Here is a 15,397-nt window from a genome sequence, read left to right on the forward strand (position 1 = left end):
ATCAAAAAGAGGTGCGAAAGCACCTCTTTTTGATCGTAGTGAATTTATTTGTCTGAAAGGGCTGGTGGAGCCAGTCCAATCGTTATGTCATGAAAATGACTTAGTAAGCGTCGTTGTGAACGGTTTGTACCGCACGCCCTGATGGGTCTACGCAGTTTTGGAAAGATTCATCCCACTCGATCGCTTTCGCAGATGAACATGCGACAGAAGGGCCACCAGGGACACATTCTGCAGCTGAAGGTAAGGGGAAGAGCTCTTCAAAGATCTCACGATACACATAACCTTCTTTTGTGGTTGGTGTGTTGTACGGGAAGCGGTATTGAGCGGTCTCCATTTGCTGTTCGGTCACTTTCTGTTCCGCGACTTCTTTTAGCGTATCGATCCAGCTGTAGCCAACACCATCAGAGAACTGCTCTTTTTGGCGCCATGCAATCGACTCCGGTAGGTAATGCTCAAAACACTCACGAAGAATATGTTTTTCCATTTTACCGTTGCCGCACATTTTGTCTGCTGGATTCAAACGCATTGCCACGTCGATGAACTCTTTGTCTAGGAAAGGCACACGGCCTTCTACCCCCCAAGCTGCCAGCGATTTGTTTGCTCGTGCACAATCAAACATATTTAGAGCAAGCAGTTTACGTACGGTTTCCTCATGGAACTCTTGTGCGTTCGGTGCTTTGTGGAAGTAAAGGTAACCGCCGAATATCTCATCCGCGCCTTCGCCAGAAAGTACCATCTTAATGCCCATCGCTTTAATCTTACGTCCCATTAAGAACATTGGTGTTGATGCGCGAATTGTTGTGACATCGTAAGTTTCAATGTGGTAAATCACGTCACGAATTGCGTCTAAGCCTTCTTGGATGGTGTAAGTCATCTCGTGATGGACGGTGCCAATTTGCTCTGCGACTTCGCGGGCCGCTTTCAAATCGGGCGCACCTTCTAGACCAACAGCAAAAGAGTGCAGTTGTGGCCACCACGCTTCAGATTTCTCATCATCTTCAATGCGCATCGCGGCGAATCGTTTTGCTACTGCCGAAGTGATCGACGAGTCCAGACCGCCAGAAAGAAGTACACCATAAGGAACGTCTGTCATTAGCTGACGTTTTACTGCGGCTTCCAGCGCTTCGGTTAACTCTTCCTTACTGGTTGAGTTACCTTGCACGGCCGCGTATTCGTTCCAGTCTCGGATGTAGTAACGTTGTGGCTCTGAATCGGCACTAGCGTAATGGCAACCAGGAGGGAATTCACTGACGGTTTTACATACCGATACAAGTGCTTTCATTTCAGATGCGACATAGTAGTTGCCGTGTTCGTCGTAACCTTGGTAAAGCGGAATGATACCGATGTGGTCACGACCTATTAGGTACTCATCTTTTTCTTCGTCGTATAGGACGAATGCGAAAATACCGTTGAGTTCTTCAAGAAGGTCTGCGCCTTTGTCTTGGTAAAGCGCGAGAATCACTTCACAATCAGAGTCCGTCTGAAATTCGTATTTGCCTTCGTAACGCGCACGGATCTCTTTGTGGTTGTAGATTTCACCGTTTACAGCAAGGATGAGTTTTTTATCTGGGCTGTATAGTGGCTGAGCACCGCTATTTAGGCCAACGATGGCTAAGCGCTCGTGCGCTAAAATAGCGCGTTCTGAAGAGTAAATACCAGACCAGTCAGGGCCACGGTGGCGAAGTTTTTTCGACATCTCTAATGCGATAGGGCGCAATGAAGCAGCATCACTTTTAATGTCTAAAATGCCAAATACTGAACACATACAACATCCTTTTTAAACTAGACAATTTTTAATCGGTATGACTCCAATTTGCCATTCTGAGTAAAAAAAGCAACGTTTCATGAATAAAAAAATCATAAAAAGGCTTGTTGGTTGGAAAATATTTAACAAAATCTAGTTTTTGGTGAATGTGATTAAGGTTTGGTTGAAATAGTGTACAAAAAAGCCCTCTTATTCGCAGAGGGCTCAATAAAAATAGGGTTTTTGATGCTTATTTGATAGGGGTAAATTGAGGTTGAAGTTGATCGCAAACATGACGAGCAAAGCCACTACCAGCTTCACTGTAGATGTTAAATGCTGCATCGACTCCACTTTCTAGTAAGCCTTCTAGCTGATCGGGATATTCGGCAATTGCAGCAATTTGGCCTTTGTAGTTTCGGCTTTGTAATTGCTCAAGTGCGGTTTGGTTTCCTTGATGGTGTGGCATCGCCAGAAGAACCATCTTCACGTTCGCGGTATCTAAGATACGTTCCCAAAAATCCGGGTCAGTCGCATCGCCGGAAATCACATTACGGCCTTCAGATCGGTGTTTATGGGCAGCGTCTTCACGAACTTCGACACCAAGAGAGATCTTGCCATAGCGAGCGCGAAGTTCATCATAAGCACCTGTACCAATTCGACCCATACCTAAAATCAATATTTGCGCATGCCCTGGATTGATGAGTTGGTCACGTTGGTTCAGCTTCTCTGCCGCCGTTTCTTGTAGCCACTTACCCGAGTGTTGGTAAATTTGATGACCAAGTCTGTTTAGTGGCGCAGAAATGATGAATGAGATAGAAACGGCGACCGCAATCGCGGCTAGTATATCGCTTGGCATCCATCCCATATTATACGCAAGGCCACCCACAATCAGGCCAAATTCACTGTAATTGAACAGTGAAAGTGATGTAAGTAAAGAGGTACGAACACGGAACTTAAAGTAGTTGATGGTTAGGAAGTAAAGCACCCCTTTGATTGGTAGTAACAGAATAAAGAGCAGCGCGAGGCCTACACCGTTAAAGCTCAGTGATGCGGATAGGCCAATGTTTAGGAAGAAACAGACTAAAAACAGTTCCTTCATGTTAAATAGGGCTTTGGAAAGCTCTGACGCTTTGCGGTGGCCGGCGAGTAGCATGCCAAGGATCAGCGCGCCGAGATCTGGCTTCATACCAACCAATTCAAATAAGCCTGCGCCGACAACGAGTGCGAAAAAGATGCCAAATAGCACCAGCATTTCACCGTGGCCGACTTTGTCTAACACTTTGTAGAACAGTGGACGAAGTAGCGGCAGGGCAAACAGGCCAATGGCATACCATTCAGGGATTTTCCCTGTTGATGCGGTCAAGAACACCACGGCAAAGATATCTTGCATAACAAGAATACCGATAGCCAGAGTGCCGTAAGTGGCATTTATTTCCCCCTTTTCTTGCAGAGTCTTAACAGCAAAAACGGTACTAGAGAATGAGAGGGCGAACGCTAAGAGCAATATTTGCGTGCTGTCCATGTCCGTTAACGAGGACAGGCCAAGCAGCTTTAATCCGATAAGAACCAGCGCAAAGAACAGAGTGGAAATAATATTGTGCACGGTCGCGCCACCCCAGATCTCTTTGGAAAGTAGGGTTTTGACATCAAGCTTTAAACCGATAGTGAAAAGTAGAAGCGTCACACCGAGATCGGCGAGGGTGATGATGACCTCATTGCTCTGATAACCAAAAGCATGCAAGCCAAAGCCCGCAAGCAGAAAGCCAACCAGAGGTGGGAGGTTGCACTTGAGCGCAATAAAACCAGCTATAAAAGCCGTTGTAATTAGAATAATTTCCATACTGTTGAGCTATATTCCTGATATACAAAAACGGGCTGTGAAATCACAGCCCGAGATTGTAACTTAATTGGATGTATAAACTTAGTCTTCTAGTAACTTTTGTAACAAAACACCGTTTAACATGGCACGTTTAATCATTGCAAATGCACCCATGGTTGGTTGCTTATCAATATGTGATGCGACGATAGGGAGTTCGTTGTGGAATGTTTTTAAAGATTGGTTTTCTACATTACGTCGAATCGCTGGGAAAACAATTTCTTCGGCCGCAGTGATATCACCCGCAATGACAATCTTTTGTGGGTTAAACAAGTTAACTGTAATTGCGATGGCTTTACCTAGCTGGTTACCCACACGTACCAAGCTTTGTTTTGCCAATTCATCCCCGCTAATGGCGTGACTACAAACATCTTCGATAGTGATGTGTTCCAGCTGAGTGAGGCTGGACTCGTAGCCTTGCGCGATCAATTGTCTGACTCGTTTTACGATGGCAGGGTTTGCAGCCACCGTTTCCAAGCAACCAAAGTTGCCACATTGACATTGTTCGCCTAAAGGGTCGATTTGAATATGGCCGATTTCACCCACGTTGCGATTAAAACCAAGGAATACCTCTCCCTTTACAATGATACCCGCTCCCGTACCTCGGTGAACACTAACTAGAATAGAGTCTTGGCAGTCTTGACTTGCACCAAAGTAGTGCTCGGCTAATGCCATGCTGCGAACATCATTACCGACAAAGCAGGCAGTATTAAACTTTTCACTAATGATCTCCCCAAGCGCGAGGTTATCGATATCAGTGTTTGGCATATACTCGACAACCCCTGTGGTTGGGTTAACCAAACCAGGAAGGGTAATACCAATTGCAATGAGCTGATCAATCTTATCTTGGCAACGATCACGAAAACCTTTCAATAACTCAATTAACCCTGTAATCAAGTCAGCTTGATTTGAGTAATGAAGTTCGTGCTGATCGGTAACTAAAGCCGTTCCGCCCAGATCGTATAAACAGAACTGAACATAGTCACGGCCCAATCGAATGGCGATAGAGTGGAATGGCTTCACTTCAGTGGTCAACGAGATAGCTCGGCGACCACCAGTAGAAGCTTGTTGCGCGACCTCTTTAATTAGGCCGTGCTCTAAAAGTTGACGGGTTATTTTGGTAACACTTGCTGGAGCAAGCTGACTTACATCGGCTACCTGTATGCGGGAGATAGGACCTTGTTGGTCGATCAACCTATAAACAGCAGCACTGTTCAACTGCTTTACTAAATCTACATTACCAATCTGTCCGCCATTCATGCTTAATTTTGCTCGTATTGTCCGTTAACAACCGTCGCTTTTACATTGAAGTCACGATCGAAAATAGTTAGGTTTGCCACCATACCTTTTCGAATTCGGCCAAGACGCTCCTCAACACCGATAGCGGTAGCTGGATAAAGCGTAGCCATTCGTAGAGCTTCGTCTAAAGCGATGCCCGCGTGCTCAACGGTGTTCTGAACTGCTTCAATCATTGTCAGAGCTGAGCCGCCTAGTGTGCCGTTTTCATCAACACACTTACCATCTCGGTAATATACTTTCTTACCAACAAAAATAAAGTGATCCATGTCGGCACCTGCTGGAGCTGTGGCATCGGTCACCAAAACAAGCTTTTCACCTTTGATTTTATGCGCAATACGGATGTTCGCGTAATCAACATGGAAACCGTCTGCAATGATGCCTGCGTAAACTTCAGGCGTATCGTAAATAGCGCCCACAACACCAGGTTCACGACCCACCATTGGTGTCATCGCATTAAACAGGTGTGTAGCAAAGGTAATGCCTGCTTCAAAGCCTTCACGCGCTTCAGCATAGGTTGCATTCGTGTGGCCGATAGATACCACGATGCCAGCCGCTTTCAAACGTGAGATGTGCTCAGGATCGTTTTGTTCTGGTGCCAATGTTACTTTTGCAACGATGTCTGCGTTTTCACAGATAAGATCAATCATGCCGTCATCTGATGGGCGAATGAAATCAACGCTGTGGATGCCTTTTTTGGCAACGTTAAGGTAAGGGCCTTCTAAATGTAGGCCTAGTGATTGGTTTTTATATTGGTTGTGGTATTCGCGAGCTGCTGCGATTGAAGCACGCATGTCTTCGTCAGATGAAGTGATAAGGGTAGGCAGAAAGCTCGTACAGCCAGACTTTAAGTTCGCGTTATGCATAATCTGCATGGTTTCTGGTGTGATTTCGTCGTTAAGCATTACGCCACCACAGCCATTTAACTGAAGGTCTATGAAGCCTGGGCTTAGGTTTGCACCGTTTAAATCTCTAACTTCAATAGTCTCTGGTAATTGAGTCACAGGCACTACCGAGTGTATCTGATCGTTTTCAATGATAACCGCATGGTGGGTGAGAACGTCACTACCGGTATAGATTTTACAGTTACTTAGCGCGTACATATTCAGCGAGTCCTTATAAATTAGAATTCAATTTCTGCCTTGTTATCTAGATGATGTGCGAGTGAATCCTATGGATTACTTAGTTTGTATCACTGATTTAGATAACAGGTCACATACAGCAAGTCGCGTTTTATTAATGTTATTGTCATTGTAACCATTTGAAAAATATTGAATTAATTGCTTGTTGTTATTATTTTTCAGAGCAAAGCTACTGCGATTAGCCTGTTGAGAGACTAAAATAACACTGATTCTTTCTTGCATATAGTGCGAGAATTTTATCGTTAAAACGCCATTTTTTCGTATAATAAAATAAGTTTTATGATCTCGCTAGCAAAAACCTTTCTATTGGGCGATTTCTGGTGATTGTGATCACAAACAATGAGGTTTTAATTTGCGGAGCAAAATTAATATCATAAACTGGTGCGAACTAAATTGAACGACTGAAATAAGTCTTCAACAAAACATAAAATCCTATAGGGGGAACTTAAGGTGAATATTCTTGGGTACGCGCAGAAGTTAGGTAAAGCACTTATGCTTCCTATCGCAACGCTTCCAGTTGCAGCGCTTTTACTACGTTTGGGTCAAGGCGACCTTTTAGATATTCCATTTATGGCTCAAGCGGGTGGTGCGATCTTCGGTCAACTTCCACTTCTCTTTGGTCTAGGTATTGCGATCGGTCTTTCTAAAGATGGTCAAGGTGCTGCTGGTCTAGCTGGTGCCGTGGCTTACTTTGTAATTACAGCAACAGCAACAACAATCAATGCTGACGTAAATATGTCATTCTTTGGTGGTATCATTGCTGGTATTATCGCTGGTCACTCTTACAACGCTTTCCATGCGACGCGTCTTCCTGAGTGGTTGGCATTCTTCTCTGGCAAACGTCTAGTACCTATCATGGCGGGTCTTTTCGCGCTAGTAGCAGGTGCAATCGCTGGTGTTGTTTGGCCATCAATTCAAGCTGGTCTTGACGCTCTAGCACACGCGGTATCAACGTCTGGCGCTATCGGTCAGTTTGTATACGGTACACTTAACCGTGCGCTTATCCCTGTAGGTCTACACCACGTATTAAACTCGTATTTCTGGTTCGGTATGGGTACGTGTCAAGAAGTTATAGTTTCTGGCGCAACAGCAGCTGGTCAAGCACTTCCTGCACTACAACAGCTTTGTGTTGACCCTTCTCTAGCTAAGACTCTAGTTGTTGGTCAAGCTCACACATTTGAATTCGCAAACTCTGTCACTCCAGAAATCACTGCAACAGTTAAAGAAGTAACTGAAACCGTTAAATCTGGTGACCTACACCGCTTCTTTGGCGGCGATAAGAGCGCTGGTGTATTCATGAACGGTTTCTTCCCTGTAATGATGTTCGGTCTACCGGGTGCAGCACTTGCTATGTACCTCGCTGCACCAGTTGAGAAACGCAGCCAAGTTGGTGGCGCGCTATTCTCAGTAGCATTCTGTTCATTCCTAACAGGTATTACTGAGCCTCTAGAGTTCATGTTCGTATTCCTAGCACCTGCACTATATGCAATGCACGCGGTGTTCACAGGCTTGTCTCTAGTAATTGCAAACATGTTTGGTACGCTACACGGCTTTGGTTTCTCTGCAGGTCTTATCGACTTCGTATTGAACTACGGTCTAGCAACTAAGCCTCTAGTACTGCTTGCTATCGGCCTAGGTTTTGGTGCCCTATACTTCTTCACATTTAGCTTCGCAATCCGCGCGTTCAACCTAAAATCGCCTGGTCGTGAAGATGACGACGAAGACACGCCTGCAGCAGCACCAGCAGGTGAAGCGAAAAAAGGTGACCTAGCTCGTCAATACCTAAAAGCATTAGGTGGTCACGACAACCTAACGTCTATCGACGCATGTATCACTCGTCTACGTCTAACTCTTAAAGATCGCTCTATCGCTGATGAAGCAGTACTTAAGAAACTAGGTGCGAAAGGTGTTGTGAAACTGGGTGAAAATAACCTTCAAGTTATCCTTGGTCCTCTTGCAGAAATCGTTGCTGGTGAAATGAAAGCAATCGGTTCAGGTGAAGACCTATCAGATGTAAAACTTCCGTAATTACATCTTAAGACTCTCTATTAAGACCTCCTTCGGGAGGTCTTTTTTTGTTTTGAGGGGATTGAATCTACACCGCTTTCAAGCGAAGTAGCGAAATATTGCTTTTTTAACGACGGTTCTTGTTGTCTAATCGCTAAGAATTGTGGATCATTAGGAATAATGCACTCTGCAAAACCAACCTTGGTTGCGGAGTACTGTTTTCTCTGACAATACTAATATTTTTGAGGTGCTATAGATGAGTGAAGCTGATGCTCGTCCATCAAACTTTATTCGCCAGATCATTGATAAAGATCTAGCGGATGGTAAACACACTAGCGTGCATACTCGATTCCCGCCAGAGCCAAATGGCTACTTGCACATCGGTCATGCTAAGTCTATCTGTTTGAACTTCGGTATTGCTCAGGACTACCAGGGTCAATGTAACTTACGTTTCGACGATACAAACCCTGAAAAAGAAGACATCGAATACGTTGAGTCTATCAAGAAAGATGTAAACTGGTTGGGCTTCGAGTGGGATGGTGAAGTATGTTACTCATCAAACTACTTCGATAAGCTTTACGAATATGCAATTGAATTGATTAACAAAGGCTTAGCGTATGTAGATGAGCTAAGTCCAGAGCAGATCCGTGAATACCGCGGCACACTAACTGCGCCAGGTAAACCAAGCCCTTATCGTGATCGTCCTATTGAAGAAAACCTAGCGTTATTTGAAAAAATGCGTGCGGGTGAATTCGAAGAAGGTAAAGCATGTCTACGCGCGAAGATCGACATGGGTTCTTCATTCATGGTTATGCGTGATCCAGTGATTTACCGTGTACGTTTTGCTACTCACCATCAGACTGGTGACAAGTGGTGCATTTACCCAATGTACGACTTTACACACTGTATTTCTGATGCGCTAGAAGGCATTACGCATTCTATCTGTACGTTAGAATTTATGGACAACCGTCGTCTTTACGATTGGGTTCTGGAAAATATCACGATTGATTGCCGTCCACACCAGTACGAATTCAGCCGCCTGAATCTTGAGTACACGGTGATGTCTAAGCGTAAGCTAAACCAGCTTGTGACTGAAAAATTGGTTGATGGTTGGGATGACCCGCGCATGCCAACAGTATCAGGTCTCCGTCGCCGTGGTTTCACGCCAGCATCAATCCGTGAATTCTGTAAGCGTATCGGTGTAACAAAGCAAGAGAACATGATCGAATTCGGTTCTCTAGAATCTTGTATTCGTGATGATCTAAACGAAAATGCACCGCGTGCGATGGCTGTTCTAGATCCAGTTAAGATTGTTATTGAGAACTACGAACAAGGCGCTGTTGAAACACTAACGCTTGCAAATCATCCAAACAAACCTGAAATGGGTGAGCGTGAAGTACCATTTACTCGCGAAGTATGGATTGAGCGTGAAGACTTCCGTGAGGAAGGCAACAAGAAGTACAAGCGTCTGGTTCTAGGTAAAGAAGTTCGCCTGCGTGGCGCTTACGTAATCAAAGCAGAACGCGTTGAGAAAGATGCGGAAGGTAACATCACAACTATCTTCTGTACTTACGATGTCGATACGCTAGGTAAGAACCCAGCTGATGGTCGTAAAGTGAAGGGTGTTATCCACTGGGTATCTGCGGATAAAGCATTGCCTGCAGAAATCCGTTTGTACGATCGTTTGTTCACGGTACCAAACCCGGCTGCAGCGAATGACTTCGCGGCAACAATTAACCCAGAATCACTAGTGGTTCTAAACGGTTTTGTTGAGCCAAGCCTAGCGGCTGCAGAAGCAGAGCAGGGCTTCCAGTTCGAACGTATGGGTTATTTCTGTGCAGATTCGAAAGATTCTTCAGCAGAGAAGCTAGTATTCAACCGTACGGTTGGTCTGCGTGACACTTGGGCAAAAATTGAGAATCAATAATCTCAATTAACTGCGAATAAAAAACGCCAGCTGAAAAGCTGGCGTTTTTTTGTTTCGGGCAAATAAAAACGCCAGCCTGGGCTGACGTTAAAGTGCATTACTGAGCAAAACTGAATACAGAATTACTGTGCTGGTTTATGTGCGTCAGGGTTATCTTTACAAGTCCCGTCACCACATTTACCGTATAGGTATAAGCTATGGTTAGTAAGCGTGACATTGTACTTAGCCGCAATTTCACGCTGACGTTGTTCAATTATTTCGTCTGAAAACTCAATAACTTCGCCACAGTCTAAACAAACTAGATGGTCATGGTGGTGCTGAGTTGATAATTCAAACACTGATTTTCCACCTTCAAAATGGTGTCGAGTTACAATGCCAGCATCATCAAACTGGTTGAGTACACGGTAAACCGTTGCAAGACCTATTTCTTCACCTAGATCAATCAACTTTTTGTACAAATCTTCAGCACTAATGTGCTGGCAGTCTGGCTGCTGAAGTACTTCTAAAATTTTTAGCCTTGGAAGGGTTACTTTTAAACCCGCATCCTTCAGCGCCTGATTATTGTCTGACATATACTTTCCCGTTGGATCATCTGCAGCGATTTAACAGAATTTAATATGTCTACCATTATAGGCGAAGCATACTGAACATTAAACCACGAACTTCAAAGGGTTAATAGATTCTTTTTGTAAATTGGAAACGGCTCTATTATATTACAGATCAGACCAGTTACATATTAATAACATTGAACTGCAAAGACTATGGATAGTTATGAATAAGCGACTTGCTAAGATATATAAACCAGGGATAGTGAAATTTTCGCTCAATATTTGGCCGCCATTTTGGGGGGCTGGTATCAAAATCTTACATATTTCTGATGATTTTCGAACGGTAAAGGTCCGTTTGAAGCTCTGCTGGTGGAATAAAAATGCGAATCGCACCCAATATGGTGGCAGCATTTTTTCACTCACCGATCCTATTTACTCACTGATGCTTATGGGGATTTTGCGTGAGGAATATTATGTTTGGGATAAAGAAGCAAGCATCAATTTTATCAAGCCGGGACAAAGTGATTTGTTTGCCGAATTTGAAGTAACAGACGGTATGCTAGAAGAGATCTATCAGGTCACCCGTAACGGAGAGAAATGTTTTCCAGAGTTCATTACACACGTTAAAGATAAGGACGGTAATGTGGTATCGCAAGTACAGCGGAAGCTATATGTACGGAAAAAACCTCAATATCGGGAAGAAGAGATTGCCTCCGAAGCTTCATAGCATTCAGATAAAAAAAGACCTCCTGATGGAGGTCTTTTCTATAATGCTTTAATTAGCCTTCAAGCTCGGCTAGGCACATCTCTTCGTGGATTTGCTTAACCCAGTTTGCAACGCGCTCTTCAGTTAATTCTGGTTGACGATCTTCGTCGATACATAGACCAACGAATTGGCTGTCATCGCCTTCAACCAGTGCTTTCGATGCTTCGAACTCGTAACCTTCTGTTGAAGTGTAACCTAGAATAGTACCACCTTTAGACTCAACGATGTCACGTACAGTGCCCATCGCATCACAGAAGTATTCTGCGTAGTCTTCTTGGTCGCCACAGCCAAAGATAGCCACTAGCTTCGTTGAGAAGTCAATTTGCTCAAGCTCTGGGAAGAAATCATCCCAATCACACTGTGCTTCGCCGTAGTACCACGTAGGGATACCAAGAAGAAGAAGATCGAAATTATCAATGTCTTCTTTGCTGCTTTTTGCGATGTCTTGAACGTGAACTAGTTGCTTGCCTAGTTGTTTTTGAATCATCTTTGCAACGGCTTCAGTATTACCTGTGTCGCTACCGAAGAAGATACCTACACTTGCCATAGAATCTATACCTTTACATTGTTTATTATTGGCGATGGGGATAAGGGCTTACCCAAGTCCTGAGCCTTCCCAACTGAGCTGAATCATGCCTTTCGCAATAAATCCAGCACAGCCTAGGAAAAGAACTAACCATACAATACGACGACCAAAAACGGGTACATTACCCTGATTTAGCACATCTTTTATTGCCATCCCAATGAAAAAGAAGATAGCAGCAAAAAGCAGATCGAGCCCGATTGACTCGAGCATATCCATATAGTCGTAGAGCATTGTCGTCCTTCATGCCGAAAATTCTTGCGCGCACTATACCACTGTTAAACGGTAAAGTTAATGCAATACAAGATGGGTTATTTTAATAATCTCGCACGAGTGTTCGAATTTGTTAACTCGAAATGTATTTCCTGATCACGCGCATGACTTCTGCGGGTTTTTCTGCATGTAGCCAGTGACCAGTATTAGCGATTATATGTGCTTTAGCTTGCTTGAACTGACGCTTAACAGCGGTTTGATACTCTGGTAAGAGGTAGTCAGAATCACCGCCTTTTACAAACAAGGTCGGAATGTCTGTAGAGGGAATTTCTTGCCAGCCGATAATGTCAGCGTAGTTATCAAACAGGCTAGCTACGTTAAAGCGCCATTCCATTGTTTCGCCGTGTTTATATAACGATTTCGACAGGAATTGGCGTACGCCATCTATCTCAATATGTTGGGCTAGGATGTCCATGGCTTGTTGGCGGTTTGTTGGCTGTTCTTTGAGTACAGCTTGCAGACCATTGAATACATTGTCATGGCGATTGGTGTCGTAAGCGACAGGCGCAATATCTAATATGATGAGCTGCTTTACAAGCTCAGGTGCAATATCCGCCACTTTAATTGCCACTTTACCACCCATTGAATGCCCTATAACAAGTGCTGGATCGACGTTTAAATGGCGTAGCAACGTCACGACATCTTGTGCCATAGACGGATAATCATGAATATCAGAGTGAAAAGAAAGTCCGTGATTACGTAAGTCGATGCTGATCACGGAGTGATCTTGAGCGAGATCACGTGCCAGTAGGCCAAGATTACTGAAACTTCCAAACAATCCATGAATTAAAACAACCGTTTGACCTTGGCCTTCTTGCTTATAGTTGAGTAATGCTGACATTTTATCTTATTCGTAATGGGTTTAACGTGGAGTATCCGAAAGGATCTCGTTATAATCCCCCAGAGTTTAAACATTGAGAATGTGAAAAGCGAATGAAAACAATTGAGGTTGATGAGGATCTATACCGTTACATTGCAAGCCAAACAAAGCATATCGGTGAAAGTGCCTCGGATATTTTGCGACGCCTTTTAAACCTTGACGGTCAGTTACAGGAAGCAGAAATTGCAACTGTAGTACAACAACCTCAAGGGATTGTAGTAAGTAAAGACGCGGGTAAAACAGATTCGGTAGATATGGTGAAAGAGATGCGTTCTCTGCTTATTTCTGATGAGTTTGCTGGTCTTAAGAAAGCGATTGATCGCTTCATGTTGGTGCTATCAACCTTACACAAACTGAATCCAGAGAGTTTCTCTCAAGCAACAAAAGTGAAGGGGCGTAAACGCGTTTACTTTGCTGATAATGAAGAGACTCTGCTAGCGAATGGTAACACCACGAAGCCAAAAGCGATTCCGGAAACACCGTTTTGGGTAATTACTAATAACAACACCAGTCGCAAACGACAAATGGTGGAGCAGGTGATGACTCAAATGGAATTCCAGCCTGACTTAATAGAGAAAGTAACAGGTTCAATTTAAGAAACCTGATAGAAGCCTCATAATGTGTAGCGTTTAGCGGATATTATGAGGCTTTTTTGATTTTATTTGTTTTTAATGAAAGGATGTCAAACATGGCGATGCACCCTCGTGCTGGGCAAAAAGCGCAGCAGGAAGATCTTCACAATATTCCAGCACTCGTTGCTAACTACTTCTTACTTCAACCAGATGCAGCAAACGCAGAGCATAACGTTCAGTTTGGTACTTCTGGTCACCGCGGTACAGCAGACAAACACACTTTTAACGAAAACCATATTTTGGCAATTGCTCAGGCAGTAGCAGAAGTGCGTGCAGAACAAGGTACAACCGGTCCTCTGTTTGTGGGTAAAGACACTCACGCGCTATCTGAACCAGCATTTTCAAGCGTTATTGAAGTATTGATTGCGAACGGCGTAAAAGTGATCGTTCAGCAAGACAATGGCTATACACCAACACCTGGTATTTCTCATGCGATTTTGACTTACAACATTAAGCATGATGATAAAGCGGACGGCATCGTGATTACGCCATCCCACAATCCACCACAAGACGGTGGCATCAAATACAACCCGACTCACGGTGGTCCTGCTGAAGCGGAACTCACCCAAGCGATTGAAGATCGTGCAAACGCATTGATCGCTGAAGGCCTGCAAGGCGTGAAGCGTCTGCCTCTAGCAGAAGCAAAAGCATCGGAATTGTTTGTTGAGATGGACTTGGTGAAACCATACGTCGAGGATCTAGTGAATGTTATCGATATGGATGCCATACAAAAAGCAAATCTGAAGATTGGTGTTGATCCATTGGGTGGCAGCGGCATCGATTACTGGCGTCAAATTGGTCAGGCGTACAATCTAGACCTAACACTAGTAAGTGAAGCAATTGACCCGTCTTTCCAATTCATGTCGCTAGATAAAGACGGCGTTGTACGTATGGACTGTTCTTCTCCTTACGCAATGGCGGGTCTGTTGGCACTGAAAGACGAATACGACTTAGCATTTGGTAACGACCCTGACTACGATCGTCACGGTATCGTTACGCCAAAAGGTTTGATGAACCCGAACCACTTCTTAGCAGTATGTATCGACTACCTATACCGTCACCGCGATGCGTGGGGTAAAGATGTCGCAGTTGGTAAAACGCTAGTATCAAGTGCACTGATTGATCGTGTTGTGGCTGATCTCGGTCGCGATCTTTGTGAAGTACCAGTCGGCTTTAAATGGTTTGTTGATGGCCTTTACGCTGGTAAGTTTGGCTTCGGTGGTGAAGAAAGTGCGGGTGCGTCTTTCCTTCGTAAAGATGGTACGCCTTGGTCAACGGACAAAGACGGTATCCTACTTTGTTTATTAGCGGCAGAAATCACAGCCGTAACGGGTAAGAATCCTCAAGAATACTACGAAGAGCTAGTGGCGAAACACGGCGAATCTAAGTACAACCGTATTCAAGCGGTAGCCAATGGCCCGCAAAAAGACGTATTGAAGAAGCTTTCTCCAGAAATGGTTGCAGCTGAAACACTAGCCGGTGATGTCATTACTGCTCGTTTGACTCACGCTCCAGGTAATGGTGCAGCAATCGGTGGTCTGAAAGTGACAACAGCAAATGGTTGGTTTGCGGCACGTCCATCTGGCACCGAAGACATCTACAAAATTTACTGTGAAAGCTTCAAAGGTGAAGAGCACCTAAAGCAAATCGAAGCAGAAGCGCAAGAGATCGTGAATCAAGTGTTTGCAGCTGCTGGTCTGTAAGCACTTAGTTCCAAATTAGT

General features: G+C 44.3%; 13 protein-coding genes. 5 read left to right on the top strand and 8 right to left on the bottom strand.

The annotated features are described in order from the left end of the window. Positions 1-100: 100 nt before the first annotated feature. From asnB to nagA, 4 genes are all read right to left on the bottom strand, one after another. Positions 101-1,765, bottom strand: coding sequence for an asparagine synthase B (asnB, locus tag ACVA54_RS12870; protein WP_119463677.1), 1,665 nt, complete (start codon positions 1,763-1,765; stop codon positions 101-103). 229 nt (positions 1,766-1,994) lie between these two features. Continuing rightward, positions 1,995-3,584 (bottom strand): cation:proton antiporter family protein, encoded by a 1,590-nt coding sequence (locus ACVA54_RS12875; RefSeq protein ID WP_099079316.1) that lies wholly within the window; start codon positions 3,582-3,584, stop codon positions 1,995-1,997. Between the two features lie 81 nt (positions 3,585-3,665). Continuing rightward, a complete protein-coding gene (nagC, locus tag ACVA54_RS12880) occupies positions 3,666-4,880 on the bottom strand; it encodes a DNA-binding transcriptional regulator NagC (protein WP_099079317.1) in 1,215 nt (404 codons plus the stop codon). A 2-nt stretch (positions 4,881-4,882) separates the two neighbouring features. Continuing rightward, on the bottom strand, positions 4,883-6,019 hold the full coding sequence (gene nagA, locus ACVA54_RS12885) for an N-acetylglucosamine-6-phosphate deacetylase (RefSeq protein WP_099079318.1): 1,137 nt from the start codon (positions 6,017-6,019) through the stop codon (positions 4,883-4,885). A 489-nt stretch (positions 6,020-6,508) separates the two neighbouring features. Here nagA and nagE point away from each other — a divergent pair, with 489 nt between their 5' ends. Beyond that, entirely contained in the window at positions 6,509-8,086 is a 1,578-nt protein-coding gene (gene nagE / locus ACVA54_RS12890) for an N-acetylglucosamine-specific PTS transporter subunit IIBC (protein ID WP_099079319.1), read from the top strand. A 235-nt stretch (positions 8,087-8,321) separates the two neighbouring features. Continuing rightward, complete coding sequence (glnS, locus tag ACVA54_RS12895; RefSeq protein ID WP_099079320.1) at positions 8,322-9,992, top strand: glutamine--tRNA ligase; 1,671 nt, start codon at positions 8,322-8,324, stop codon at positions 9,990-9,992. 122 nt (positions 9,993-10,114) lie between these two features. Here the strand turns inward: glnS and fcrX are convergent, their stop codons facing one another. Continuing rightward, complete coding sequence (fcrX, locus tag ACVA54_RS12900) at positions 10,115-10,564, bottom strand: ferric iron uptake transcriptional regulator FcrX (RefSeq protein WP_099079321.1); 450 nt, start codon at positions 10,562-10,564, stop codon at positions 10,115-10,117. Between the two features lie 199 nt (positions 10,565-10,763). Here fcrX and ACVA54_RS12905 point away from each other — a divergent pair, with 199 nt between their 5' ends. Next, a complete protein-coding gene (locus ACVA54_RS12905; RefSeq protein ID WP_099079322.1) occupies positions 10,764-11,267 on the top strand; it encodes a DUF4442 domain-containing protein in 504 nt (167 codons plus the stop codon). A gap of 52 nt (positions 11,268-11,319) precedes the next feature. Here the strand turns inward: ACVA54_RS12905 and fldA are convergent, their stop codons facing one another. The 3 genes from fldA to ACVA54_RS12920 form a co-directional block, all read right to left on the bottom strand. Beyond that, the gene (fldA, locus tag ACVA54_RS12910) at positions 11,320-11,853 is read right to left on the bottom strand and encodes a flavodoxin FldA (protein ID WP_099079323.1); all 534 of its coding nucleotides are present in this window, start codon (positions 11,851-11,853) and stop codon (positions 11,320-11,322) included. Positions 11,854-11,901: 48 nt separating this feature from the next. Beyond that, positions 11,902-12,123, bottom strand: a complete 222-nt coding sequence (locus ACVA54_RS12915; protein ID WP_099079324.1) for a DUF2788 domain-containing protein — start codon at positions 12,121-12,123, stop codon at positions 11,902-11,904. 112 nt (positions 12,124-12,235) lie between these two features. Next, the gene (locus ACVA54_RS12920) at positions 12,236-13,003 is read right to left on the bottom strand and encodes an alpha/beta fold hydrolase (protein ID WP_099079325.1); all 768 of its coding nucleotides are present in this window, start codon (positions 13,001-13,003) and stop codon (positions 12,236-12,238) included. Positions 13,004-13,095: 92 nt separating this feature from the next. Between ACVA54_RS12920 and seqA the strand changes: the two genes are divergently transcribed. Further along, positions 13,096-13,638: a replication initiation negative regulator SeqA gene (gene seqA, locus ACVA54_RS12925; RefSeq protein ID WP_099079326.1), complete on the top strand. Its 543-nt coding sequence runs from the start codon at positions 13,096-13,098 to the stop codon at positions 13,636-13,638. Positions 13,639-13,730: 92 nt separating this feature from the next. Further along, positions 13,731-15,377 carry a phosphoglucomutase (alpha-D-glucose-1,6-bisphosphate-dependent) gene (gene pgm / locus ACVA54_RS12930; protein ID WP_099079327.1) on the top strand — a complete coding sequence of 549 codons (1,647 nt, stop codon included), beginning with the start codon at positions 13,731-13,733 and terminating at the stop codon, positions 15,375-15,377. Positions 15,378-15,397 lie beyond the last annotated feature (20 nt).

This window comes from Vibrio sp. PNB23_22_6 (assembly GCF_052877535.1).